The following is a 23,964-nucleotide window of genomic DNA, read 5'->3' as shown; positions in this document are numbered from 1 at the left end:
CCGCCCCCATCGTGCTATCGCGCCCGCATCCTTACCCCTTCATGGAGCGGCCGCCATGCCGAGCGATCTGAAGCGCGTTTCCCGCGCTCTGCTTTCCGTATCCGACAAGACGGGTCTCGTGGACTTCGCCCGGGCCCTGTCCGAGCGGGGCATCGAGCTGGTCTCCACCGGCGGCACGCATAAGGCGCTAAGCGAGGCGGGCCTGCCCGTGAAGGACGTGAGCGACCTCACGGGCTTCCCCGAGATGATGGACGGGCGCGTGAAGACGCTGCATCCGTCGGTCCATGGCGGCCTTCTCGGCATCCGGGGCAACCCCGAGCATCAGGCGGCGATGCTCGCCCACGGCATCCAGCCCATCGACCTGCTTGTCGTGAACCTCTACCCCTTCGAGGCCACGGTCGCTGCGGGCAAGCCGTATGACGACTGCATCGAGAACATCGATATAGGTGGTCCCGCCATGATCCGCGCTGCCGCCAAGAACCACGGCGACGTGGCTGTCGTGGTGGATGGCGCCGATTACTCGGCTGTTCTCGACGATCTGGCACAGCATAACGGCGCGGTCACCTATACGCTGCGTCGCCGTCTTGCGCAGAAGGCCTATGCCCGCACCGCCGCCTATGATGCGGCGATCTCCAACTGGTTCGCGGGCGAACTCAATGACGCCACCCCGCCCTTCCGCGCGCTCGGCGGCTCGATTGCCGAGGTGATGCGCTACGGCGAGAACCCGCACCAGAGCGCCGCCTTCTACCGCACGCCCGAGCAGCGCCCCGGCGTGTCCACCGCGCGTCAGGTGCAGGGCAAGCAGCTCTCCTACAACAACATCAACGACACGGACGCCGCTTATGAAGCGGTTGCGGAGTTCGCGCCCGAGCGCTCCGCCGCCATTGTGATCGTAAAGCACGCCAACCCCTGCGGCGTCGCGGAAGGCCCAAGCCTCGTGGATGCCTACGAGAAGGCCCTGCGCTGCGATCCGGTCTCGGCCTTTGGCGGCATCGTCGCCATGAACCGCACGCTCGATGCGGAGGCTGCTAAGGCCATCACCGAGATCTTCACGGAAGTCATCATCGCGCCTGACGCCAGCGAAGAAGCCATCGCGATTGTGGCCGCGAAGAAGAACCTGCGCCTGCTCCTCGCGGGCGGCCTGCCCGATCCGCGCCAGGCTGGCCTGACGCTCCGCACGGTGGCGGGCGGTTTCCTCGCGCAATCGCGCGACAACGCCGTGGTCGATGCCATGGATCTGAAGGTGGTGACGAAGCGCGCGCCAACCGAGCGTGAGCTGGCCGACTTGCGCTTCGCCTTCCGCGTCGCCAAGCACGTGAAGTCGAATGCCATCGTCTATGCCAAGGACCTCGCGACCGTGGGCATCGGCGCCGGCCAGATGAGCCGTGTCGATTCCTCCCGCATCGCCGCCTGGAAGGCTGCGGAGGCCGCGAAGGCAGCAGGCCTGCCTGAAACGCTCGCCAAGGGCTCGGTCGTCGCCTCAGACGCCTTCTTCCCCTTCGCCGACGGCCTGCTCGCAGCGGCTGAGGCCGGCGCCACCGCCGTCATCCAGCCCGGCGGTTCCATGCGCGACGACGAAGTGATCAAGGCCGCAGACGAGGCAGGCCTCGCCATGGTTTTCACGGGCCACCGCCACTTCCGTCACTAACCCAAAACAGCGTCATCCCGGGGCCGCGCAGCGGAACCCGGGATCGCCAGACGAGAATGGCGTCTTATCCTGAGGACGATCCCGGATCTTCGCTCCGCTTCGTCCGGGATGACGTTTCTCTTTTCGCTCCCCATATGTTTGACATTGAAAGGAGACCCTGATGATCGTCACTACTACGCCCAGTGTCGAAGGCCGCCGGATTTCCGCCTATCGCGGCATCGTGTCTGGCGAGGCCATTCTCGGCGCGAATGTCTTTCGCGATTTCTTCGCCTCCATCCGCGATGTGGTCGGCGGGCGCTCCGGCTCCTATGAGCGCGTCCTGCGTGACGGGCGCGATACGGCCCTGAACGAGATGATCGAGGAAGCGCAGCGCCTCGGAGCCCACGCGATTGTGGGTGTGCACATGGATTACGGCGCCATCGGCAAGAACGAAGGTATGATGATGGTTACCGTCAGCGGCACCGCCGTGACGCTCGAATAGCTCACGCTTTCTTCACGCCGCTCAACAGAGCAAAACCAGCGAGCAGGAACAGGATCAGCACCGCCGGTCCTGCGGCCTGCGTCTGGAAGATTGCGGTAGCTATTGCAACCGCGAGCGGCGCGAGAAATGACGTGACCTTGCCGGAGAGCGCCAGCAATCCGAAATAGCGGCCCGCTTCACGTGCTGGCACGAGCCGCGCGAGAAGGCTGCGCGAAGAGGCCTGCAGCGGCCCTGCGACCGAGCCGATAACGAGGCCGAGCAGCACGAAGAGCTTTTCCGGCGCGCTCGCATAAAGCCCTTCGCCCGCAGGCACTGTCGGAATGACGAAGAGAATGTGCTCGCGGCCAAGTGAGAGCACTCCGACGCAGACGAGCGCGAGGATCAGGATTGCGCTCATGATCACCGGCTTTGCGCCGAAGCGATCATCGAGCCTGCCGCCGATAAGCGCTCCGATTGTGCCGGTGATGGTGAGCATGATGCCGAAGAGGCCGAGTTCCGTCGCCTGCCAGCCAAACACCCCTGCCCCGTAGATTCCACCGAAGGCAAACAGCGCGACGAGCGCATCCTGATAGACCATGTTGGCGATCAGAAACCGCAGCACGCCCTCGTGCCGCCGTGCATCGATGAGCGTATGCTTCACCTGTGCCAGTCCCTGCCGCACGGCTTCGCCCAATCTCAGCTTGGAGCGCGCGATGTCGGGAGTGAACAGAAAGAGCGGCATCACGAAGACGAGAAACCACAGGGCCGAGAACGGGCCCGTGATGCGGTCACCCTCGCGCGTTGAGGGGTCGAGCCCGAAGAGCGGCGTGAATCCGAAGAACGTCTTGCCGCTGCCCGCATCCGCAGCGAGGAATCCGAGCACGATCACGAGCGAGACCAATCCACCGAGATAGCCCATGGCCCAGCCGGTGCCTGAGAGACGTCCGAAGCGTTCCGGCGGCACAAGATGCGGGATCATCGCATTGTTGAAAACGGCGGCGACTTCGACCGCGACCGTGGCGAAGGCAAAGCCGACAAGCGCGATGAGAATGGCGTCCGGACGGCCGGGCGCGGCATACCAGAGCGCGAAGGAGGCAATGAACAACACGAGGCCGCAGGCCGCGATCCAGGGCTTCTTCGGCCCCGTCGCATCGGCCACGGAGCCGAGGACCGGCGAGAGGATGGCAAGCGCGAAGCCCGCCGCTGCCGTGGCATAGCCCCAGAGGCTCTGGCCCGTCACCGGATCAGGCGCGAGCGATGCCGCGAAATAGGGCGCGAAGACGAAAGTGGTGACGAGAGTGAAGAAGGGCTGGCAGGCCCAATCGAACAGGAGCCAGCCCAGGATGGCGGGGCGCGATGCCATGACAGGCTTATGCTGCAGCTCGCCCCCGCTCAACAATCCGTTCCTGTCACTATGCGCCTCTCAAACCTCAGCCGGTTCTCGCCAGATCTCCGAGAAGGCTTGCCGCCACCGTGATCTTCGACAGGGTCAGACCCGACGTGACGATGCTGTCCACCGCGCTTCTGATGCGGGTGACATCGGCTCCGCGCTTCTCGCTCCAGGCCTGGACCGCCTCCGTGCCGGAGAGGTCGCCTGCGGCGACTTCCGCCGTCAGGCCGCGATGGGCATAGGCGATGCTGTCGATGGCGCGATCCAACGCCAGGCGGTCGAAGTAATCGCTGACGGAGATCTCATCGGCTGCGCTGATGAGCGAACCGAGGCGGAACGCCGCTTCGAGTGCGAAATGCGTGCGCGCGATGTCGCCCACGGGCTTTCCGGTCTTCTGCGCGGTGAGCACGATATCGGTTGCTGCCACGAGATCCGGCAGGGACGCGATGCGGTGCGCCAGATCCTGAGGTACACCCTGGTCGGTCAGCGCCTTCGCGCGGGCATTCAAGGCTTCGAGAGCCTCGGACGACAGGGTTTCCGGCAGTCCGCGCTCCACCTCCGCGATACCGGCCTGATAGGCTCCGATGATCGTGTCGAGGGAGTGGGTGCTGAAATCCACGTTACGGATGAACCAGACGATGCGGTTCATGAGCAGATCCTGCAGCTCGCCATAGAGACGCAGTTGCAGCGTGCCAGGGACCACGCCGTCGAGAGCATCGATGGCGAAGTTCATCTCGGTGAGGCCGAAGGAATCGCGGGTTGCCGCATAGGCCGCCGCAATCGTCGGCGCATCCGCGCCCGTCTGGTCCACGAGGCGCGCGACCATGGTGGCGCCGCCGCGATTGATGATGGCATTGGCAAGCTGCGTCGCGATGATCTCACGGCGCAGGCGGTGGCTGGCAATCGCATCCGGGAAGCGCTCGCGCATCTCGGCGGGGAAATAGCGGTCGAGCTCCTTGCCGAGATAGGGATCGTCCGGAACCGCGCTTTCCAAAAGCTCGTCGTGCAGGGAGAGTTTGGCATAAGCCAGCAGCACCGCGAGTTCCGGCCGGGTGAGCGACTCGCCGCGACGCGCGCGCTCGGTGAGGGTCGCGTCGTCGGGCAGATATTCCACCTTGCGGTTGAGGCGTCCTTGCGCCTCCAGCATCTGCATGAGACGGCGGGCAAAGCCGAGATCGGCAAGGCCACGCTGCTCGGAGAGCGAGAGCGCCAGAGTCTGCAGGTAGTTGTTGCGCAACACGAGGCCCGCGACCTCGTCCGTCATGTCGGCGAGAAGCGTATTGCGCGCCTCTTCCGTCAGGCGGCCATCACGTTCCGGCGTCGTGAGCGCGATCTTGATGTTCACTTCCACGTCGGAGGTGTTCACGCCCGCCGAATTGTCGATGGCATCGGTGTTGAGGCGAACGCCGTTCTGTCCAGCCTCGATGCGGCCGCGCTGGGTCATGCCGAGATTGGCGCCCTCGCCGATCACCTTAGCCCGCACATCGGAGCCGGCGATACGAATGGCGTCGTTGGCGCGGTCGCCCACCTGCTCGTCGGTCTCCGACGTTGAGCGGATATAGGTGCCGATGCCGCCGAACCAGAGCAGGCCCACTTGCGCCTTCAGGATCGCGGTCATCACCTCGGCGGGCGTTGCCTCCGCCTTGTCGAGATCGAGGAGCGCACGCACTTCCGGCGAGAGCGGGATCGCCTTCGCGCTGCGCGAGAAGATGCCGCCGCCTGCCGAAATGAGAGACTTGTCGTAATCCTGCCAGCTCGAACGCGGCAGGTTGAACAGACGCTCGCGCTCCTTGAATGCCGCTTCCGGATCGGGATTCGGATCGAGGAAGATGTCGCGGTGGTCGAAGGCCGCCACGAGCTTCAGGGCGCGGGACAACAGCATGCCGTTGCCGAACACGTCGCCGGACATGTCGCCCACGCCCGCAACCGTGACGGGCTGCGTCTGGATGTCGATGTCCATCTCGCGGAAGTGGCGCTTCACCGCTTCCCACGCGCCGCGCGCGGTGATGCCCATCTTCTTGTGGTCATAGCCCTGGCTTCCGCCGGACGCGAAGGCATCGCCGAGCCAGTGGCCCTTCTCGATGGAAAGTGCATTCGCCGTATCGGAGAAAGTGGCCGTGCCTTTATCGGCAGCGACCACGAGATAGGGATCGTCCCCATCGTGACGCACTGTGTCGGCAGGCGGTACCACATGGTCGCCCTCGATATTGTCGGTGAGCTGCAGGAGCGTGCGCACGAAGATGCGATAGCTCTCCGTGCCCTCGTTAAGCCATGCCTGACGGTCGCTTGCCGGCGGCAGGTGTTTGGGCACGAAACCGCCCTTCGCGCCCACCGGCACGATCACGGCGTTCTTCACCTGCTGCGCCTTCACGAGGCCCAGCACCTCGGTGCGGAAATCCTGCGGACGGTCGGACCAGCGAAGGCCGCCGCGCGCCACCTTGCCGTAGCGCAGATGCACGCCCTCGACACGCGGCGAATAGACGAAGATCTCGTAGAGGGGCTTCGGCAGCGGCAGGCCTTCTACCTTCGCGCATTCGAACTTGAACGCGATGGTCTGGCGCGGCAGGCCGTTGCTCTCCAACTGGAAGAAGTTGGTGCGCACAGCCGCTTCGATCAGGTTGATGAAGCGGCGGAGAATGCGGTCGTCGTCGAGGCTGGTGACGGCCTGCAGCTGCTCCTCGATGGATGCGCGCAGCTTGGCCTCGCCCTCGGCGTTGCCCGCGTGGCGCGGGTCGAAGCGCGCGTAGAACAGCTTCACGATGTTCTTGGTGATCGCGGAATGACGCGCCAACGTATCGGCGAGATAATCCTGCGCATAGGCGACCTGGATCTGGCGCAGATAGCGCCCCAGGGTGCGCACCATCGCCACGTCGCGCCAGCCGAGGCCTGCTTCGAGCACGAGACGGTTGAAGCCGTCCGATTCCGCAAGGCCGCGGAACAAGGCGAGAAGCGCGGCCTCGATCAGCGTCTGGATCTCGTCGATCTCGATTGCGCCGCCTGTCGCACGTTCCAGCGCCATGTCATGGAGCCACACGCGGTCCATGCCGCTGACGCCGGTCGATATCACACGATAGGTTCGCTCGTTCACCACGCGGAAACCGAGGTTTTCAAGCAGCGGCACGCGATCGGAAAGCGGCAGCGCCGCGCCGCGGGAGAAGACCTTCAGGTTGACGCGCGTATCCTCGTCGCCGTCGCGGCGATAGAGGTCGACGGCACGGGGGCGCGCCTCGGAAAGCTGCTCCAGAAGCCCGATATCCGTGATCGCCTGCTCGGCGCCAAAGGCCTCGCGATAGGCCGCGCTGAAGGCATCGGCGTAGCGGGTGGCCAGCGTGCGTGCGCGGACGCCGCCGATGGTCTCGTCGAGTTGGTCGCGTAAGGAATCGCCCCAGGTGCGGACGATGGCGGAGATGCCTTTCTCCAGCGTGTCCTGGGCAACCTGCGGGGTCTGCCCCTCGTCGCGGCCGATGATGTAGTGGGTGCGCGCGAGCGGGCCTTCCGGATAAGCCGGATAGGAGGCCGACACACGGCCTTCATAGATGCCCGCGAGGAACTGGCCGATGCGCTGGCGCACGCTCGTGTCGTAGCGGTCCTTCGGCACGAAGACGAGAACCGAGACGAAACGGTCGAACTCGTCGGCGCGGGCGAGCGCGCGAACGCGCGGACGCTCCGACAGGTTCATGATGTCGATAGCAAACCCGTAGAGCGTTTCCTCGTCGATCTGGAACAGCTCGTCGCGCGGATAGCTCTCGAGAACGTTGAGAAGCGCGCGACTCGCATAGCTCGACGGATCGAACCCGGCGCGGGCCACGACCTTCGCCACCTTGTGGCGCAGATACGGCACTTCCGCCGTGGTGTTGGTATAGGCGCTCGACGTAAAGAGGCCGACGATGCGCAGCTCGCCCTGAAGCCTACCGTCCGCATCGAAGAGCTTGATCCCGACATAATCGAGATGCGCGCGGCGATGGACGCGGGATTTGACGTTGGCCTTGGTGATAATGAGCGCCTGGGGCTTTTCCAGGAAGGCGCGGATTTCGGGCGTCATCGCCACGAGCTCGCGGCCACGGCGCAGCACGCGCACGCTCGGGTCGCGAAGGAGACCCAGGCCCGAGCCTTCCACCGGATCGGCGGCGGCATCGTCCTTGGGCAGGCGATATTCACGAAGCCCCAGGAAAGTGAAGTTGTCGCGCGCGATCCAATCGAGGAACGCAATCGCCTCGCGCACCTCGTCGTCGGGTAGCGGCGGCGGGTTGAGGCGGTAGTTCTGCACGAGTTCCGTCACACGGGCGCGCATGCCCGGCCAGTCGTGCACGGCGAGCGACACATCCTTGTGGACGCGGCGCATAGCCTCGATCAGACGCTCGCGCGTTTCCGGATCGTCGATGCGAGGCAGGTGAACGTGAATGAAGCTCTCGCGCTTCACGCCGTGGCGGCCGGTGCCGGTGGCCTCGCCCATCAGGCGCACGAGACCGCCATTGGAATCGCGCTCCACAGCCAGGATCGGGTGCGCGACCAGATAAGGCTCGTAGCCCTGATCGACCAATTCAGCGAGGGTCGAGTCGAGCAGGAAAGGCATGTTGTCGTTGACGACTTCGAGAACCGTCACTTCCCGGCGGCGGCCTTCGCGCTCGACTTCCAGGTCGATGAGGCGGATATCCTCGCCTCCGCCCATGCGCGGGGATTTGAGATGTTCGTAGGCGGCGGCAGCCAGCTCCGCGAGGGCGGTGGGCGAATAGGCTGCGAGATCCTCAGGCGGCACGCGCCCGTAGAGATCGCGGACGAAGGTGGGCGGAATGGCTTTGTGCCCGGCTTCCAGAACCGCAACGGCCTCGGCCGTCAGTTCGCTTCCGCTGGTCGGCGTTTCCAGCTTCATGCGCGTATCCTCTTATGATCGTTTTATGATCGTTGCGGCAGGGTTGCCACAGAGTGACCGGGCACGCAACAAAACCCTCCGCTTCTGCACATGGCAGGGTTAAGTTTCTGCCCGTCCAGCAATTTTATGCCGCCTGAGCCTCGATGGACGACAGATTCGTATCACCCCAGTCTTTCAGCGCCAGGAGCACCGGCTCCAAACTCTCGCCCCGCGCGGACAGCGAATATTCGACTCGCGGCGGAACCTGCGCATAGACCACGCGAATGATGAGCCCGTCCGCCTCCAGCTCACGCAGCTGGTTGGTGAGCATGCGCTGGGTCACGCCGGGAATGAGGCGGCGCAGCTCGTTGAAGCGCAAGGTTCCACGCAGGAGCTTGTAGAGGATCACGATCTTCCATTTGCCGTCGATGAGGCTGAGCGTGCGCTCGACCGAACAACCGGTGCAGGATTGCTTCTTGAGAACACGAGGCATGGAGAATCCTTCACGGTATCCTTTTTGACACTATGTGCCGGAATTGTGCGTTCTTGCGATAGTATCGCCTATGCTCAACTATGTCTCCAGCAAAAAGGAGACAACCCATGCGCGCCGTCGGTTATCAGCAATCCCTGCCCATCGAGTCGGAAGCCTCCCTTCTGGATATCGAGCTGCCCCAACCGCAGCCCGGTCCGCGCGACCTTCTGGTGGAGATCAAGGCAGTTTCGGTGAACCCGGTCGATACCAAGGTGCGCAAGCGCGCTCAGGCGGAGCCCGGCGGCTACAAGATTCTGGGCTTCGACGCCTCAGGCATCGTCAAGGCCGTGGGCTCCGAGGTTTCTCTCTTCAAGCAAGGAGACGAAGTGTTCTATGCGGGCGCGATCACGCGCTCCGGCACCAATGCGGAGTTCCATGTGGTCGATGAGCGGATCGTGGGCAGGAAGCCGAAATCCCTGAGCTTCGAGGAAGCGGCTGCTATGCCGCTGACGACGCTGACCGCCTGGGAAACCCTGTTCGACCGCCTCGACATCAAGCGCCCGGTCAAAGGCGCCGCCAACGCCATCCTGATCGTCGGAGCAGCAGGCGGCGTCGGCTCCGTCGCGGTGCAGCTCGCGAGCAAGCTTACGGATGTGACGGTGATCGCGACCGCTTCGCGGCCGGAAACGCAGGAATGGGCCAAAAAACTCGGCGCACATCACGTGATCGACCACACCAAGCCGCTTGCCGCGCAGGTGGAAGCGTTAGGCATCGGCGCTCCCGCTTTCGTGTTCTCGATCACGCACACGGAGAACCATTTCGCCGAGATCGCCAAGACCATCGCTCCCCAGGGACGCTTCGCCCTCATCGACGATCCCAAGGATCCGCTCGATATCAGCCTTTTGAAAGGCAAGTCTGTTTCAATTCATTGGGAGTCGATGTTCACCCGCTCGACCTTCCAGACGGCGGATATGGAACGCCAGCACGAGATCCTGAACGAGGCATCGCGCCTCGTGGATGAAGGCACGATTAAAACGACGCTTGCGGATGTGCTGGGCCCGATCAGCGCCGCCAACTTGAAAAAGGCGCATGCCTTCATCGAAAGCAACCGCGCCAAGGGCAAAATCGTTCTGTCGGGTTTCTGAGACACGAAAAAGAAAGGCCGCCTGAAAGGCGGCCGATGTCTCGAGGTTTGGTGGCCCGGCTGTCCAGCAACTCAGAGGGCTGGGGGGCTGACGTGTCCAAGTCGATGGACGAGCCGGGCCGTCGAGGCAACTTGAGTATTTACGATATGCAGTAGGGCACCTTAGGGGCGCGAATGAGGCAGGAATAAGATTTGGGGAAATAGCGGTGGTTCATTTCACCGCCATGGCTTGATCCATTCTTTCACCGGACCCATCATCACATGAAGAGTGAACCAGCGATGGGAGTTTCCATGAGCGAAGGTGACATCGCAGAGCCGCTGCGCGGCGGCTCGAATCAGGGCTCGGCTCATATCGTGCCCTTCCCCGCCGCGCCGAAGCAGGTGTCTTTCGACCGTCTTGAGTTGCAGGCCATCTTGAATCTCTACGGCCGCATGGTGGCCGCCGGCGAATGGCGCGATTACGCGATCGATTTTACCCCCGACAAGGCCATCTTCTCGATCTACCGACGAACGTCCGAAATGCCCCTATATCGCATCGAGAAGGACCCCAAGCTCGCCAAGCGGCAGGGAGCCTATTCGGTCATCGTCTCCACGGGACTCATCCTCAAACGCGGCCACGAACTTGGTCGCGTTCTGCAGGTGCTCGACAAGCCGAAAGTCGTCTCGAACTAGAGCATCAGGCCGTGTGATGTTCTAGACGCCGGTCTCCTTCGGCATCCGCAGGAGCCAGAGAGTCGATGCGAGGGCGCCCAGCACGCCGATGAACAGGATCGGCCGGATGCCGACCCAATCGGCTGCACTTCCCGCCACCAGAGCGCCGACCAATCCCAAGCCTGCCGTCAGCAGATGAAACACGCCGCCTTCGCGTCCGCGCAAGGAATCGGGCGTTTCCATCTGGCGCACGGTGGAGACGGTGGTGAAGAAAACCACGGACAAAGCATCGCCCATGAGCTGCGATACGCACAGGAAAGCCACCGCCATCCAGAGCGGACCGTGCGCCAAGGGAATGAACGCGAGCATCACGCTGTAGGCGATGAGGATGCCGATCAGGAGCTGGCGCGGCGCGAAGCGGCGTCCTGCCCATCCGGCGAGCCTTGCGCCGATGACGGCGCTGATACCGCCGAGCGCGATGACGAAGCCGAGCACGCCCGGCGGAATGGCGAGATCGCGCACCGCGTAGAGCACATAGAGCGGCGCGAAGAACGACAGGCAAAACCCTAAGGTCGTCATGCACAAAGTCAGGGGCCGCAACACCGGATGGCTGAAGACGAAGCGCAGGCCTTCCTTGGTTTCGCGCCAGAGATCGGGCGCATGCTCGCCCGTGCTCACCGGAATTTCGGGACGTTTGATCGAGGAGAGGAAGAAGGCCGACCAGAGATAGGACAAGGCATCGAACAGGATGGCGAAAGGCGCGGTGAAAAACTGAATCGCAAGGCCTGCGAGCGCCGGCCCAACCACTTCGGCGGCGGCATCGGTCGTCGCAAGTTTCGCATTGCCGTCAAGCAATTGATCGCGCTCCACCACGCTCGGCAGATAGGCGTTGTCCGCCGTCTGGAAGAACATGGAAAACAGGGCGACGATCGTGGACACGCCGATCACATGGCCGATGGTGATCGCCTCGAACCATGCGAGCACCGGCAGCGTGGCAAGTGCGCCCGCGCGGGCGAGATCCGCCATGATGAGAATGCGCTTGCGCGAGGTGCGGTCGATCCAGGCGCCGACGAAGGGACTCACGATCACGCCCGGCAAAGCGCTGAGCGCCACGAGAAGGCCGAGGTCCATGGCCGAAGCACCGAGCGTCAACGCCGCGATGATCGGCAGGCCCTCGCGGGTAAAACGTGTACCGATGGCGGACAGGGTCTGGGCCGCCCACAGGCGCATGAAGTCGGGATTGTCCCAGAGACCGCCGCGCGGTCTGGCGATGATCGAAGCAAGCATGGATGAAACTATGGGATTGGGCGGGTCGGCGGCTCAGCGTTGCCGGGACCGAGGGAGCGCTGCATCAGCACCGTGGAGAGCCAGCGACCGTTCTTGTAGCCCACGCCCTTGAAAATGCCGACGAGATCGAAGCCGAGGCTGCGATGGAGCGCGATGGAGCCCTTCGAATCCTCATCGCCGATGACGGCGACCATGAGCCTGAAATCCCGTGCCTCGCATTCCTTGATGAGCGCTTCGAGCAGCATACGCCCGATCCCCTGCCCTTGGGCCGAGGGCGCGATATAGATCGAATCCTCGACGGTGGACCGATAAGCCGGCCTCGTGCGGTAGGCGCTTGCATAGGCGTAACCCAGGATCTCGCCGTCGCGCTCGGCGACGATGTAAGGATAGTCGCCTTCCAGGATCGCCGCGCGCCGACTCAGCATTTCCTCCTCAAGCGGAGGATCGAGTTCGAAGGACGCCGTGCCATGCAGCACCGCATGGGCATAGATCGCGGTGATAGTGGGAATATCGGCTTCCGTGGAGGGGCGCAGGGTCGGGCTCATGAGCGTGCTGTAAGACCAAGCCTAAACGTAAGCAATCGGCAAAAAGAAAAGCCCCGGCTTGGAGGCCGGGGCTTCAGTGAGCTTTCGCTCGAAGGTCCGTTACTCGTTGCGGTTGCCGAGCAGCGCAAGGAGGAACTGGAACATGTTGATGAAGTCCAGGTACAGCGTCAGCGCACCCATGATCGACATCTTGGCGGCGGCTTCGTTGTCGAAGTTGCCGTACAGGTACATCTCCTTCAGCTTCTGCGTATCGTAGGCGGTGAGGCCCGCGAAGATCAGAACGCCGATCACGGAGATGCCGAACTGAAGCATGCTCGACCCAACGAAGATGTTGACGATCGAGGCGAGGATCAGTCCGAACAGGCCCATGATCAGGAACGAGCCCATGCCCGACAGGCTGCGGCGGGTGGTGTAGCCCCACAGCGACAGCGCACCGAAGGAGGCTGCCGTGATGAAGAACACCTGCACGACGCTGCCGCCCGTGTAGCGGAGCAGAAGCGTCGAGAGCGAAGCGCCCATCACTGCAGCGAAGGCGAAGAACGTCATCCGTGCCGTCGCGGCCGACATGCGGTCGATACGGAACGAGAAGAAGAAGATGAAGGCCAGCGGTGCCAGCGCCACAACCCACATCAGGGGCGAGCCATACAGCGTCGCGCCGAACTGGGTCAGGTTTACGCCGCCCATACGGGCAACGGCCTGAGACGGATCGGTGGTCGTGGCCAGCATGTTGATGCCGAGCGCGACCAGGGCCGAGATGGCAAGGCCCAGGACCATGTTGTTGTAGACGCCGAGCATGAAGCTGCGCAGGCCCTGGTCGACCTGTGCCGCCGTCCGGGTAAAGCCGGTGCCATAAGCGGTTTGATTCTGCTCATACGGTTGCATCGGAGCCCTTTCTCGCGGTGTCCCGTGTGTTCCCTCGAAAGGCTGAACGTCAGCCCTCGGTCGCCACTATACCACGGCGACGTAGGAAATATGAGGGGAGGCTCGGGGCTTCGCAAGAGGTAACGCCAAGCTTCAACTTTTTGTGAAAAGAATTTTGTGGGGAGCACCCTAGAGCTGCTCCCCACTATCCTTCCGCCGTTCCTCTATAACGCCGGGCCGAAGCCAGGCGATCAAAGGTTTCTCAAGTATTGCGCGGGCTTTTGACTTAAGATCCGCCAGGTTCCCATCAGGCCGAGGCCCACCGTGACCAATACGGCCAAGGCACAGGCCACCAGGGCGCCCGATAGATCTAAGCTAAAGCTTAAGTTCATGATCCTGGTCACGATAAAATAGGACGCAATACCCCCAGTGAGCAGCCCGAACGCGGCGGATACCAGACCGAGAAGCCCGTATTCCAGGGCATAGGCCGAAATCAGCCGGGCGCGGGTGGCCCCCAGCGTCTTCAGCACCACCGCATCGTAGAGGCGCGCCCTGTGGCCCGCCGCGAGCGCGCCCGCCAGAACCAGAAGGCTTGCGATCAGCGCAATCGAGCTGGCCCCACGGATTGCCATGACGAGTTGCGAGACCACGTCATTCACCGCCTCCAGCGCGTCCTTCACCCGCACGCTCGACACCATGGGATAGGTCTGGGCGGCGCTGCGCAGGATCTTGGCATCGGTCGCGGCATCCGACCCGTTGGGGAAGGTGACGGTGGCGAGATGGGTGTGCGGCGCGCCGGCGAAGGTGTTGGGCGAGAACACCATCACGAAGTTGATGCCGAGCGAGCGCCACTCGATCTCGCGCAAATTCGCGATGGTCGCCGTGATGTTGCGGCCGAGCACGTTGACGGTGATGTCGTCGCCGATCTTCAGCCCCAAGCCTTCTGCGATCTTGCCGTCGAAGGAGACGAGCGGTTTGCCGCGATAATCCTCCGGCCACCACTCGCCCTGCACGAGCTTCGAGCCTTCGGGCGGCGTCTTGGCATAGGTGATGCCGCGGTCGCCCTCCAGCACCCAGGAGATGTCCTCGGGAGCTTTCACCTCGGAGACAGGCCGCCCACCGAGCGTCACGAGACGCCCGCGCATCATCGGCACGCGCTCGATATGCGCGTCGCCGGCCTGGCTTTTCAGGAATCCCTCGAACGCATCCGCCTGCTGGTTCGGGATGTCGAGGAAGAAGAAGCTCGGGGCTTTCTGCGGCAGGCTCTGGGTGAGCTGCTTCGTCAGGTTCGAGTCGATGAGCGCGAGCGTCACGAGAAGCGTGATGCCGAGGCCCAGCGACAACACGAGCGACGGCGTGAGCGCGCCGGGCCGGTGAATGTTGGCGAGCGCCAGGCGCGGAGCCGTGCGGCGCGGACGCGGCAGGCGGCGGGCAAGCGCCATGATGCCCAAGGCCACGATGCGCAGAAGCACGAAGGAGCCCGCGGCAGCCGCCACGAACATCAGCGCGATGCGCTGGTCGTAAGCCGCGATGACGGCAAGCGTCACCAGTGACACGACGGACACGCCCAACGCCACGAGATAGCGCTTGCGCGGCCAGCGCCGTTCTGGATCGATCTGATCGCGAAAGAGCCCCGACACCGGCACGTCATGCGCGCGGCCCAACGGCGCGAGCGCGAAGACGAGCGCGGTAAGCACGCCGTAGAGCAACGCAATGCCGAGTTCCTGAAACGCGAGGACCGGCTGGATCGGGATCGGCAGGAGATGACCGAATGCGCCCGTGATGACGAACGGCAGAGCCGCACCGACCATGAGACCGACGCCGATACCCAAGGCCGCGATCAGCAGCACCTGCGTGAGATAGAGCAGCACCACCTGCCCCCCCGGCGCGCCGAGGCTTTTGAGCGTCGCGATGGAGGCGCGCTTGCGGTCCACGAAACCGCGCACCGCATTGGCGACGCCGACGCCGCCGACGAGCAGCGCGGTGAGGCCCACCAGCGTGAGAAACTGCGTGAAGCGCTCGATATTCTTGGCAAAGCGTGGATCGGCATTGAGGCGCGAGCGGATGCGCCAGCCTGCCTCCGGCAGAGCGCGGTTCACCTCCGCCTCGACCTGCGCCAATCCCTCTTCCGTATTCAAGGCGGTCGGCAGAGTGAGTCGGTAGGTCCAGCGCACGAGGCTTCCGGGCTGCACAAGGCCGGTGGCCTTCAGCGCATCCTGCGAGATCAGAAGACGCGGGCCGAAGCCGATCCCGTCGGCGATCTGGTCGGGCTCGGTCACGAGGCTTGCGCGCAGTTCCACATTCGCGCCACCCACCGTCACCCGGTCGCCCACTTTCAGGTCGAGACGCGCGAGCAGCGCCGGATCGACCACTGCGCCGAAGGCGCCGTTGCGCTCGGCGAAGAGATCGGCGGGCGGCAATTGCGGATCGGTCTCCAGCGTGCCGACATTGGGATAGCCGCCATCGACGGCCTTCATCTCCACAAGGCCAGAGCCTTTCTCGCCCGCCACCGCCATGGCGCGCATGGAGGCGATGATGTTCACCTGTCCTTTCGCGTCGAGGAAGGCGCGTTCAGGCGCGCTCGCCTCGCGCTGGATGAGCGAGAACGCCATGTCGCCGCCGAGGATCCGGCGGCCTTCGCGGGAAATGCCTTCAGTCAGCGCACGTGACAGCGAGGAGACGCTCGCAATCGCCGCGACACCGAGCGCGATGCAGGCGAGGAAGATGCCGAAACCTTTCAGGCCGCCGCGCAGTTCGCGGAATGCGAGGCGAAGGAGGAGCGGAAGCTTCGAATCGGAGACGGGACGCCGCTGCGGCGTGGTGAGGGTACCGTGCATGGAACCGCTCCCTTAAGCCACGGCCGAGGCCGCATCGGCCTCTACCTGACCGGAGCGCAAGCGCACCGTGCGGTCGCAGAGACGAGCGAGGTTGAGATCGTGAGTCACGAGCACGAGGGTCGCGCCGCGGTCGCGCTTCAGGGCAAAGAGCAGGTCGACGATGGATTGGCCTGTATTCTCGTCGAGGTTGCCGGTGGGCTCGTCGGCCACCAGGATCGCCGGGTTCGGCACGATGGCGCGGGCAATCGCCACGCGCTGCTGCTCGCCGCCGGAGAGCTGGGCCGGATAATGGTGCAGGCGAGATCCTAAGCCCACGGCCTGCAATTCGGCCTCGGCGCGCTCAAAGGCGTCGTCCTCGCCGGCCAACTCCAGGGGAAGCGCCACGTTCTCCAACGCCGTCATGGTCGGCACGAGGTGGAAGGACTGGAACACGATGCCGATGCGCCGGCCTCGAAACCGGGCGAGCGCATCCTCATCGAGCCCCGAAAGATCGGTGCCGTCGACAACCACCTTGCCCGAATCGGGGCGCTCCAGCCCTGCCATGGTCATGAGCAGGGTGGACTTGCCCGAGCCTGAAGGACCGACCAGTCCCACCGCCTCGCCCTTGTCGACGCCGAGCGATATCCCTTTGAGAATATGCACCCGCGCGGCCCCACGTCCGAGACTCAAATCGACATCGTGAAGCGCAATGGCCTTGTCCTTCATGCCCATACATCCGATCTGTTGGAGACTGAAAAGCTGAACGTTGTTTAGTCCGGCATAGATGGGAAGCCTATCGATGAAGCGCCAATCCGGCCCATTCATGACGATCATTTTTGCGTGTGCACTCGCCTTGACCGCTGCCTTCGCCCCCTCCTCCGCAGCCCTCGCTCAAGACAAGACCCTGAAGCTGGTGGCCCTCGGCGACAGCCTGACGGCAGGCTACAACCTGCCCGAGGCGGCGGCCTTCCCGGTGGTGCTGGAGAAGGCGCTCAAGGCCAAGGGATACAAGGTGGAGATCGCCAATGCGGGCGTCTCTGGCGACACCTCATCCGGAGGCCTAGACCGCCTCGACTGGTCGATTCCCGACGGCACGGATGGCGTCATCGTGGAGCTTGGGGCCAACGACATGCTGCGCGGCCTCGACCCCGCCGGCACCCGCAAGAACATCGAGACCATCGTGGAGCGCCTGAAGGCCCGCAATATCCCCGTGATGCTCGCCGGCATGTATGCCTCCCGCAACCTGGGCGAGGCCTATATCCAGAAATTCGACACCATCTATTCCGACATTGCGAAGAAGCACGACCTTGTGCTCTATCCCTTCTTCCTCGACGGGATTGCCGGCGAGCGTTCTCTCAACCTGCCCGACGGCCTGCACCCGACGGCAAAGGGCGTGGAGACCATCGTCGAACGCATTCTACCCTCAGTCGAGAGCTTTCTCGCCCGTCTGACCCAGCGCTGAAGCCTTTTTCGGCGCCATTCGAATCTTCCTTAAACGCGGCGGCCTTGAACCGCTGCGAGGAGCCTTAAGATGCAATATCGCCGCCTTGGCCGCACCGATCTCAATGTCAGCCTCATCTGCCTCGGCACCATGACCTGGGGCCAGCAGAACACCGAGGCCGAGGGCCATGAGCAGATGGATTATGCCCTCGACCAGGGCATCAATTTCTTCGACACCGCCGAGCTTTATTCGATTCCGCCCAAGGCCGAGACGCAAGGCTCCACGGAAAAGATCATCGGCTCCTGGTTCAAGTCCCGGGCCAACCGCGACAAGGTGATTCTGGCCACCAAGGTGGTGGGCCGTTCCGAGAACACCTGGTTCCGCGACGACGGCTCCAAGGCGGAGCTCTCGCGCAAGCAGATCGAGGAGGCGGTGAATAAGAGCCTGAAGAGGCTCCAGACCGATTATATCGACCTCTACCAGATCCACTGGCCCGACCGCCCGATGCAATGGGGCTCGAACCCCACGATCTACAAGCACCAGGAAGCCGATTCGCACCCGATCTCCGAGACGGTCGAGATCATGACGGACCTCGTGAAGGCCGGAAAGATCCGCCATTTCGGCCTCTCCAACGAGAGCGCCTGGGGCACGATGACATTCCTCAAGCACGCGGAGGCCAAGGGCTTGGCGCGAGCGCAGTCGGTGCAGAACGCCTATAACCTTCTGAACCGCACCTACGAGGTGGCGCTCGCCGAAGTCAGCATGCGCGAGAATGTGAGCCTGCTCGCCTATTCGCCGCTGGCTCAAGGCTATCTGACGGGCAAGTATCTCGACGGCGCCCGTCCTGCGGGCACCCGCACGACGCTCTTCGGCCGCGGCCAGCGTTATGAGAACCCGACGGCGGAAGCGGCGATCAAGAAATACATCGCGCTCGCCAAGGAGTTCGGCCTCGATCCGGCCCAGATGGCGCTGGCTTACGTGAATTCGCGCCCCTTCACGACGTCGAACATCATCGGCGCGACCTCGATGGAGCAGCTGAAGACGGACATCGCCTCCATCAATGTCACGATCACGCCGGAGCTGGAAAAGCGCATCGACGCGATCCATGTCGAACACTGCAACCCCTGCCCTTAATCGACAGCGTCATCCCGGACGAAGCGCTGGAACACCTCTCCCCGGTGGGGAGAGGTCGAGAGGAGCGAGGGTGAGGGGGTGAGACCTTTTCCGGAAAGACCTATAACCCCTCACCCGGACCTCTGGTCCGACCTCTCCCTCAGGGAGAGGTGAAACAGCGCCATACTCGTCATGCGATCCCGGGTTCTGCTCCGCAGCCCCGGGATGACCACCAAGGATCAGCCGGAACCAAAGCCGGCTGTCCATCGTCTGAATTAACAAGCGTAAGCGAAGCTCGGGAGGTGCCGCATGCCACGTCTGTTCACCGGCATCGAGATCCCAGCCGAGATCGGCCTAGCCCTTTCCGCCTATCGTGGCGGATTGCCGGGCGCGCGCTGGATCGACCCTGAGAATTATCACATCACCTTGCGCTTTATTGGCGACATCGATGCGCGCACGGCCGACGACGTGGCCTCGATCCTCGGCGATTCCCGCTGGCGCGAGCCCATCGACGTCACCATCGAGGGGCTCGACACCTTCGGCGGATCGAAACCCCGCGCGGTCTTCGCCCGCACCTCCGGCAACGGCGAACTCAACGATCTTCAAGCCGAACAGGAGCGCATGATGCGCCAGATCGGGCTGCCACCCGAAGGGCGTAAGTTCACGCCGCATGTGACGCTGGCACGGTTGAAGAACGTCTCGCCCATCGATGTCGCGGATTACATGGCAACCCGGGGCCATTTCCCGAAGCTCACCTTCACCGCGCATCGCTTCGTGCTCTATTCGTCGAAGGCCTCCACCGGTGGCGGGCCCTATGTGATCGAGGCGGCCTATCCTCTTAGCTAGCTCGACGGCCAAGCGACGAGCCGCTACATCACAAGATCATGTCAGACCTGATTTTTCTCACCCACCCAGAGGTCGTGATCGATCCGCTCGTTCCCGTTCCCCACTGGCCCTTGAACGAGACAGGCCGCAGGCGAATGCAGGATTTCGCAAAAGTGTTCTCCGGCATCCGCCTGTCCTCGATCCATGCCAGCACCGAGCAGAAGGCCATGGACGGCGCCGCCATTGTCGCGGACCGGTTCGGGATGTCCTATCGCACTCACGAGGACCTTGGCGAGAACGACCGTTCATCCACGGGCTATATCGCGCCGCCGGAATTCTGGGAGGTGGTGCAGGAATTCTTCGCCAAGCCCCACGAGAGCATTCGCGGCTGGGAGCGCGCCATCGATGCGCAGGCCCGCATCGTCACGGCCGTGAAGCGGATCGCTTCGGAGGAAACCGGCAACACCCTCATCGTCGCCCATGGCGGCGTCGGCTGCCTGCTCATGGCGCATCTGCAGCAGGTGGAGATCGGTAAAGAAAGCAGGCCGCAGCACTCGGGCGGCGGCTGTTTCTTCGTCATGGACCGGGAGAATCTCGCGATCCGCCAGGATTGGCGCGCCATCGAGGAGGCCTCCTTCGAGAGCTCCAGGACTTGAAACATGGCGCGGGCGCTTCATCACTAAGCAAGCCCTTTTTGAGGAAAAGAACCCGCCCATGCCCCGCTTGACCGACACCGAACGCCAGGAACTTCTCTCCGCCCTTGACGGCTGGACGCTTGTCGAAGGCCGGGACGCCATTCACAAGCGCTACGTGTTCGACGATTTCAACGCCGCCTTCGGCTGGATGACCCGCGTCGCGCTGGTGGCCGAGCCCATGAACCATCACCCGGAATGGTTCAACGTCTACAACAAGGTGGACGTGACGCTCTCCACCCATGATGCCAAGGGCCTTACGCGTCGTGACGTGGAACTGGCGCAGCGCATGGACCAGTTGGCCGCCGGCGTGACGAAAAAAGGCTGATGCCATGGTGGATCGTCTTACGGGCGGATGCGCCTGCGGTCGGCTGACATATACAGTGCAAGGCCAGCCCAATCGCGTGGGCCTGTGCCATTGCATGACCTGCCGCAAAGAGACCGGCAGCGTTTTCAACGCCTTTGCGATCTTTCCTGCGGATCAGGTGACCGTCTCAGGTGAAAGCAAGGTCTGGGAGACCACTCCCGGAAGCCAGCGCCGCTTCTGCCCCACCTGCGGTTCGCTGGTGTTCTATTCGGACAGCAGCGACGAGATCGAGATCATGCTCGGCAGCTTCGATCAGACAGATCTCTTCAAGCCGACCTACGAAGCCTGGACCAAGCGCCGCGAATCCTGGCTCTGCACCCCGGACCTCATCAGTTATCCTGAGAACCGGGGTGAGAGAACCTCTTAAAAATTATTTCGGCTGCATGCGCAAAGCGCCGTCGAGGCGGATGCCTTCGCCGTTGAGCATGTCGCTTTCGAGAATGCTTTTGACGAGCTGCGCATATTCCTCGGGCCGCCCGAGACGCGATGGGAACGGTACGCTGGCTTCCAGCGACTTGCGGTAATCCTCCGCGATGCCCTCAAAAAGCGGCGTATAGAAGAGGCCCGGCATGATCGTCATCACGCGGATGCCGAAGCCCGCGAGATCGCGCGCCACCGGCAGCGTCAATGCCAGCACGCCGCCCTTGGAGGCGGAATAGGCGGCCTGTCCGATCTGTCCATCCTGCGCCGCCACCGACGAGGTGTTGACGATGACGCCGCGCCCGCCGTCCGGCGTTACCGGCTCGAGCGCAGCCATGGCGGCGGCGCATTTCGAGATCATCGCATAGGTGCCGATGAGATTGATCTCCACCGTCTTGCGGAAGCTCGCGAGATCGTGCGCGATCAGCTCGCCCGTTTCACGCTTCTTCGTCACGGTGCGGCGGCCGGGCGCGACGCCCGCGCAGTTGACGAGGATGCGCTCGACGCCGTTCGCCTCGCGCGCCTTCACCAGGCCCCCATCGATGGAAGCCTCATCCGTCACGTCGACTTTTGCGAACAGGCCGCCGATGTCGCGGGCAACCGTCTCGCCGCGCTCGGCGTTCATGTCGAAGATGGCGACCTTCGAACCCTGTGCGGCGAGCATGCGCGCGGTGGCCTCGCCGAGGCCCGAGGCGCCTCCCGTGACGATGGCTGCCATCATTTTGTCGAGCTTCATGTCTTCTCTCCTCTTGAGGGTGCGTGCAAGCGATCCTTACATGAGTGGATACAGACATTGTCGAAGGAGCAACAGAGCATGAGCGAGCCTTTCATCAAGCCTTTCACCAAGGCCGAGATGGACGCCATGCGCGCGGCCACCCGTGACGAGGAAGGCTTGAAGCAGCGCTTCTGGGACAAGCTGAAGCGGGTCGCGGGAAAGATTCCCTTCGCCGAGGATCTCGTGGCCGCCTTCTATTGCGCGACCGACTCCAAGACGCCGAGCCGCGTAAAGTTGATCCTGCTCGGCGCCATCGCCTATTTCGTGTTCCCGATGGATGCCGTGAGCGACTTCCTGCCCCTGCTCGGATTCGCGGACGATGCCGCTGTGCTGGCTGCTGCCATCACCCAGGTCGCAGGTTCCATTACGGAAGAACACAGGTCTAAGGCCCGGGAAACCCTAGGGGAATTTTCAGCAAGGCAGGCTTAAGCGGCTTCGAAGTTATAAGATTATATTCAGAACAAAGAATATAGACTTATTGCAACATTATAGTTTTTCATTTACATAAGGCTTGTTCATCAGAAGTCATTTCAATTCCTCCCATTTGAACAACGAACACTTTTGAGAATAGTAAACTCGACGGGCCGCTTCTGCGGCCCTTTTATTTTGTCCTGGCGGGTTCTTTCTGAATGAAACACCAGGAATATAATCTGGTGTTCTTTTTAAGTTCGATCTTCTGCTTCGACCGAACAGCCTAGACTATACGTTATATATTTACGTCAATATTCCGTGCACTTATGGTCAAGCCTCGAACCTTCGCCGTTATGAAGCGAAGCACAGCAGAAATATAAGGGGCGCTCTCTATGGCGACGTATAACGCACTCACTAACGCTTTCACTCTTGAAGCGAGCGAAGAAAACTTCGCGCTTCCCGCGTTCATACCAAGCACGACGACGCCTTTGCCGCCGAATGCTGCAATTTATGGAAACGCGCTCGCCAACAAGCTTACGGGCGATGCCACGAATAACCTGATCGATGGCGGCGGTGGGGATGACATCATCTACGTGGGCTCTGGTGGCAACGACGACATCAGGGGCGGGGAAGGTAACGACTGGGTCGATTACAGCTCCGCAACCGTCAGGATCGTGCTGTCTCTTGAGACAGGCCGCGGTTGGGACGGGGCCTTGGGTGATACCTTCTCGGGCATCGAGAATATCAGGGGCTCAGCGAAGGACGACGATCTGCACGGCAACGACGCCAATAACTATCTCGAAGGCCTTGATGGCCACGACGCCCTCTGGGGCGGAGGCGGTAACGACACCTTGGAGGGCGGCCTCGGCGACGATTACTTCAGGGGTGGCACGGGCAACGACCTATTGATCGGCGGCCTCGGGAACGATTTCTATTTCATCGACAGCCTTGGGGACATCGTGATCGAGACCGCCGACGGCGGCACGAGGGATCAGGTCGTCACGTCCATCGACATCGATCTGTCGAAGGTCTCCGAGCATGTGGAATGGATGAGCACCCTGGGCGAAGGCGCCCTGACTCTCATCGGCAACGCGCACAACAACATCATCACGGGTAATACCAATACCAACACGCTGGTCGGCGGAGCAGGTAACGATACCCTCAACGGCAGCTTCGGAGCCGACCGCATGGAGGGCGGCACCGGCAACGACGTTTATTACGTCGATCACGTGAATGACAAAGTGATCGAAGCTTCCTCTGGAGGCAAAGCCGACACTGTTCGTGCCTTCATCAATTACACTCTCGCCGACAACGTGGAGAATCTCGAAGCCGGCGGAGCAGGCCAGCAAACCCTGACCGGCAACAAGCTCAACAATGCCATCAGGGGCGGCTTTCTCGTGGACAAGCTCTATGGCGGGGCCGGCAACGATACGCTCGACGGAGGAAGCGGCAACGACGTGCTCCATGGCGGGACGGGCAAGGACTCGTTCTTTTTCAGCCAGCCTCTGAGCAAGGGCAAGAATGTCGACACGATCAAGGACTTCTCGGTGAAGGACGACACGATCCGTCTGGAGAATGCGGTCTTCACCAAGCTCACCAAGACCGGCCAGCTCAACAAGGGGTTCTTCACCATCGGTTCGAAGGCCAAGGACAAGAACGACTATCTTGTCTACGACAACAAGAAGGGCGTGCTTTACTACGACGCCGACGGATCGGGCAAAGGCAAGGCGGTCGAGTTCGCCAAGATCGGCAAAGGCTTGAAGATGACCTATGCGGATTTCTTCATCGTCTGACGTG

At 62.8% G+C, this 23,964-nt stretch carries 21 protein-coding genes; 12 read left to right on the top strand and 9 right to left on the bottom strand.

What is annotated here, in order from left to right; genetic code table 11:
- Positions 1 to 55 precede the first annotated feature (55 nt).
- Positions 56 to 1,648 carry a bifunctional phosphoribosylaminoimidazolecarboxamide formyltransferase/IMP cyclohydrolase gene (purH, locus tag MHY87_RS17305; protein ID WP_239353824.1) on the top strand — a complete coding sequence of 531 codons (1,593 nt, stop codon included), beginning with the start codon at positions 56 to 58 and terminating at the stop codon, positions 1,646 to 1,648.
- Positions 1,649 to 1,808: 160 nt separating this feature from the next.
- Positions 1,809 to 2,129 carry a heavy metal-binding domain-containing protein gene (locus MHY87_RS17300; RefSeq protein WP_239353817.1) on the top strand — a complete coding sequence of 107 codons (321 nt, stop codon included), beginning with the start codon at positions 1,809 to 1,811 and terminating at the stop codon, positions 2,127 to 2,129.
- Between the two features lies 1 nt (position 2,130).
- Here MHY87_RS17300 and MHY87_RS17295 read toward each other — a convergent pair whose 3' ends face one another.
- The 3 genes from MHY87_RS17295 to MHY87_RS17285 form a co-directional block, all read right to left on the bottom strand.
- Entirely contained in the window at positions 2,131 to 3,471 is a 1,341-nt protein-coding gene (locus MHY87_RS17295; RefSeq protein WP_239353816.1) for an MFS transporter, read from the bottom strand.
- Between the two features lie 67 nt (positions 3,472 to 3,538).
- Positions 3,539 to 8,368, bottom strand: a complete 4,830-nt coding sequence (locus tag MHY87_RS17290; RefSeq protein WP_239353815.1) for an NAD-glutamate dehydrogenase — start codon at positions 8,366 to 8,368, stop codon at positions 3,539 to 3,541.
- A gap of 124 nt (positions 8,369 to 8,492) precedes the next feature.
- On the bottom strand, positions 8,493 to 8,840 hold the full coding sequence (locus tag MHY87_RS17285; protein ID WP_239353814.1) for a helix-turn-helix domain-containing protein: 348 nt from the start codon (positions 8,838 to 8,840) through the stop codon (positions 8,493 to 8,495).
- Positions 8,841 to 8,947: 107 nt separating this feature from the next.
- Here MHY87_RS17285 and MHY87_RS17280 point away from each other — a divergent pair, with 107 nt between their 5' ends.
- Positions 8,948 to 9,964: a zinc-binding alcohol dehydrogenase family protein gene (locus MHY87_RS17280; protein ID WP_239353813.1), complete on the top strand. Its 1,017-nt coding sequence runs from the start codon at positions 8,948 to 8,950 to the stop codon at positions 9,962 to 9,964.
- A 290-nt stretch (positions 9,965 to 10,254) separates the two neighbouring features.
- Positions 10,255 to 10,635 carry a DUF2794 domain-containing protein gene (locus MHY87_RS17275; RefSeq protein WP_239353812.1) on the top strand — a complete coding sequence of 127 codons (381 nt, stop codon included), beginning with the start codon at positions 10,255 to 10,257 and terminating at the stop codon, positions 10,633 to 10,635.
- A 21-nt stretch (positions 10,636 to 10,656) separates the two neighbouring features.
- On the opposite strand, the gene MHY87_RS17270 is transcribed toward MHY87_RS17275, so the two are convergent.
- From MHY87_RS17270 to MHY87_RS17250, 5 genes are all read right to left on the bottom strand, one after another.
- Complete coding sequence (locus MHY87_RS17270; protein ID WP_239353811.1) at positions 10,657 to 11,901, bottom strand: MFS transporter; 1,245 nt, start codon at positions 11,899 to 11,901, stop codon at positions 10,657 to 10,659.
- A gap of 8 nt (positions 11,902 to 11,909) precedes the next feature.
- On the bottom strand, positions 11,910 to 12,446 hold the full coding sequence (locus tag MHY87_RS17265; protein ID WP_239353810.1) for a GNAT family N-acetyltransferase: 537 nt from the start codon (positions 12,444 to 12,446) through the stop codon (positions 11,910 to 11,912).
- A gap of 99 nt (positions 12,447 to 12,545) precedes the next feature.
- Entirely contained in the window at positions 12,546 to 13,328 is a 783-nt protein-coding gene (locus MHY87_RS17260) for a Bax inhibitor-1/YccA family protein (RefSeq protein WP_239353809.1), read from the bottom strand.
- A 230-nt stretch (positions 13,329 to 13,558) separates the two neighbouring features.
- Positions 13,559 to 16,144, bottom strand: coding sequence for an ABC transporter permease (locus MHY87_RS17255; protein WP_239353808.1), 2,586 nt, complete (start codon positions 16,142 to 16,144; stop codon positions 13,559 to 13,561).
- A gap of 12 nt (positions 16,145 to 16,156) precedes the next feature.
- Complete coding sequence (locus tag MHY87_RS17250; RefSeq protein WP_370644979.1) at positions 16,157 to 16,855, bottom strand: ABC transporter ATP-binding protein; 699 nt, start codon at positions 16,853 to 16,855, stop codon at positions 16,157 to 16,159.
- A 67-nt stretch (positions 16,856 to 16,922) separates the two neighbouring features.
- On the opposite strand from MHY87_RS17250, the gene MHY87_RS17245 reads away from it, so the two are divergent.
- The 6 genes from MHY87_RS17245 (at position 16,923) to MHY87_RS17220 (ending at position 20,928) form a co-directional block, all read left to right on the top strand.
- Positions 16,923 to 17,585 (top strand): arylesterase, encoded by a 663-nt coding sequence (locus MHY87_RS17245; RefSeq protein WP_239353806.1) that lies wholly within the window; start codon positions 16,923 to 16,925, stop codon positions 17,583 to 17,585.
- 69 nt (positions 17,586 to 17,654) lie between these two features.
- Positions 17,655 to 18,698, top strand: coding sequence for an aldo/keto reductase (locus MHY87_RS17240; protein WP_239353805.1), 1,044 nt, complete (start codon positions 17,655 to 17,657; stop codon positions 18,696 to 18,698).
- A 288-nt stretch (positions 18,699 to 18,986) separates the two neighbouring features.
- Positions 18,987 to 19,523, top strand: a complete 537-nt coding sequence (gene thpR / locus MHY87_RS17235; protein WP_239353804.1) for an RNA 2',3'-cyclic phosphodiesterase — start codon at positions 18,987 to 18,989, stop codon at positions 19,521 to 19,523.
- Positions 19,524 to 19,561: 38 nt separating this feature from the next.
- A complete protein-coding gene (locus MHY87_RS17230; RefSeq protein WP_239353803.1) occupies positions 19,562 to 20,158 on the top strand; it encodes a histidine phosphatase family protein in 597 nt (198 codons plus the stop codon).
- On the top strand, positions 20,094 to 20,522 hold the full coding sequence (locus MHY87_RS18770; RefSeq protein ID WP_370644980.1) for a 4a-hydroxytetrahydrobiopterin dehydratase: 429 nt from the start codon (positions 20,094 to 20,096) through the stop codon (positions 20,520 to 20,522). The genes MHY87_RS17230 and MHY87_RS18770 overlap by 65 nt, the downstream gene beginning before the upstream one ends.
- Before the next feature lie 4 nt (positions 20,523 to 20,526).
- A complete protein-coding gene (locus tag MHY87_RS17220; protein WP_239353801.1) occupies positions 20,527 to 20,928 on the top strand; it encodes a GFA family protein in 402 nt (133 codons plus the stop codon).
- 3 nt (positions 20,929 to 20,931) lie between these two features.
- On the opposite strand, the gene MHY87_RS17215 is transcribed toward MHY87_RS17220, so the two are convergent.
- On the bottom strand, positions 20,932 to 21,717 hold the full coding sequence (locus MHY87_RS17215; RefSeq protein ID WP_239353800.1) for an SDR family NAD(P)-dependent oxidoreductase: 786 nt from the start codon (positions 21,715 to 21,717) through the stop codon (positions 20,932 to 20,934).
- Positions 21,718 to 21,834: 117 nt separating this feature from the next.
- Between MHY87_RS17215 and MHY87_RS17210 the strand changes: the two genes are divergently transcribed.
- Together MHY87_RS17210 and MHY87_RS17205 are read left to right on the top strand one after the other, a co-directional pair.
- A complete protein-coding gene (locus MHY87_RS17210) occupies positions 21,835 to 22,185 on the top strand; it encodes a YkvA family protein (RefSeq protein ID WP_239353823.1) in 351 nt (116 codons plus the stop codon).
- 374 nt (positions 22,186 to 22,559) lie between these two features.
- A complete protein-coding gene (locus MHY87_RS17205; RefSeq protein WP_239353799.1) occupies positions 22,560 to 23,960 on the top strand; it encodes a calcium-binding protein in 1,401 nt (466 codons plus the stop codon).
- Positions 23,961 to 23,964: the final 4 nt, after the last annotated feature.

The sequence above is a fragment of the Microvirga sp. ACRRW genome, from assembly GCF_022346925.1.
Classification (GTDB): Bacteria; Pseudomonadota; Alphaproteobacteria; order Rhizobiales; family Beijerinckiaceae; genus Microvirga.
The sequence above is the reverse complement of the archived record's forward strand: the minus strand, read 5'-3'. Positions and strand labels throughout refer to the sequence as shown.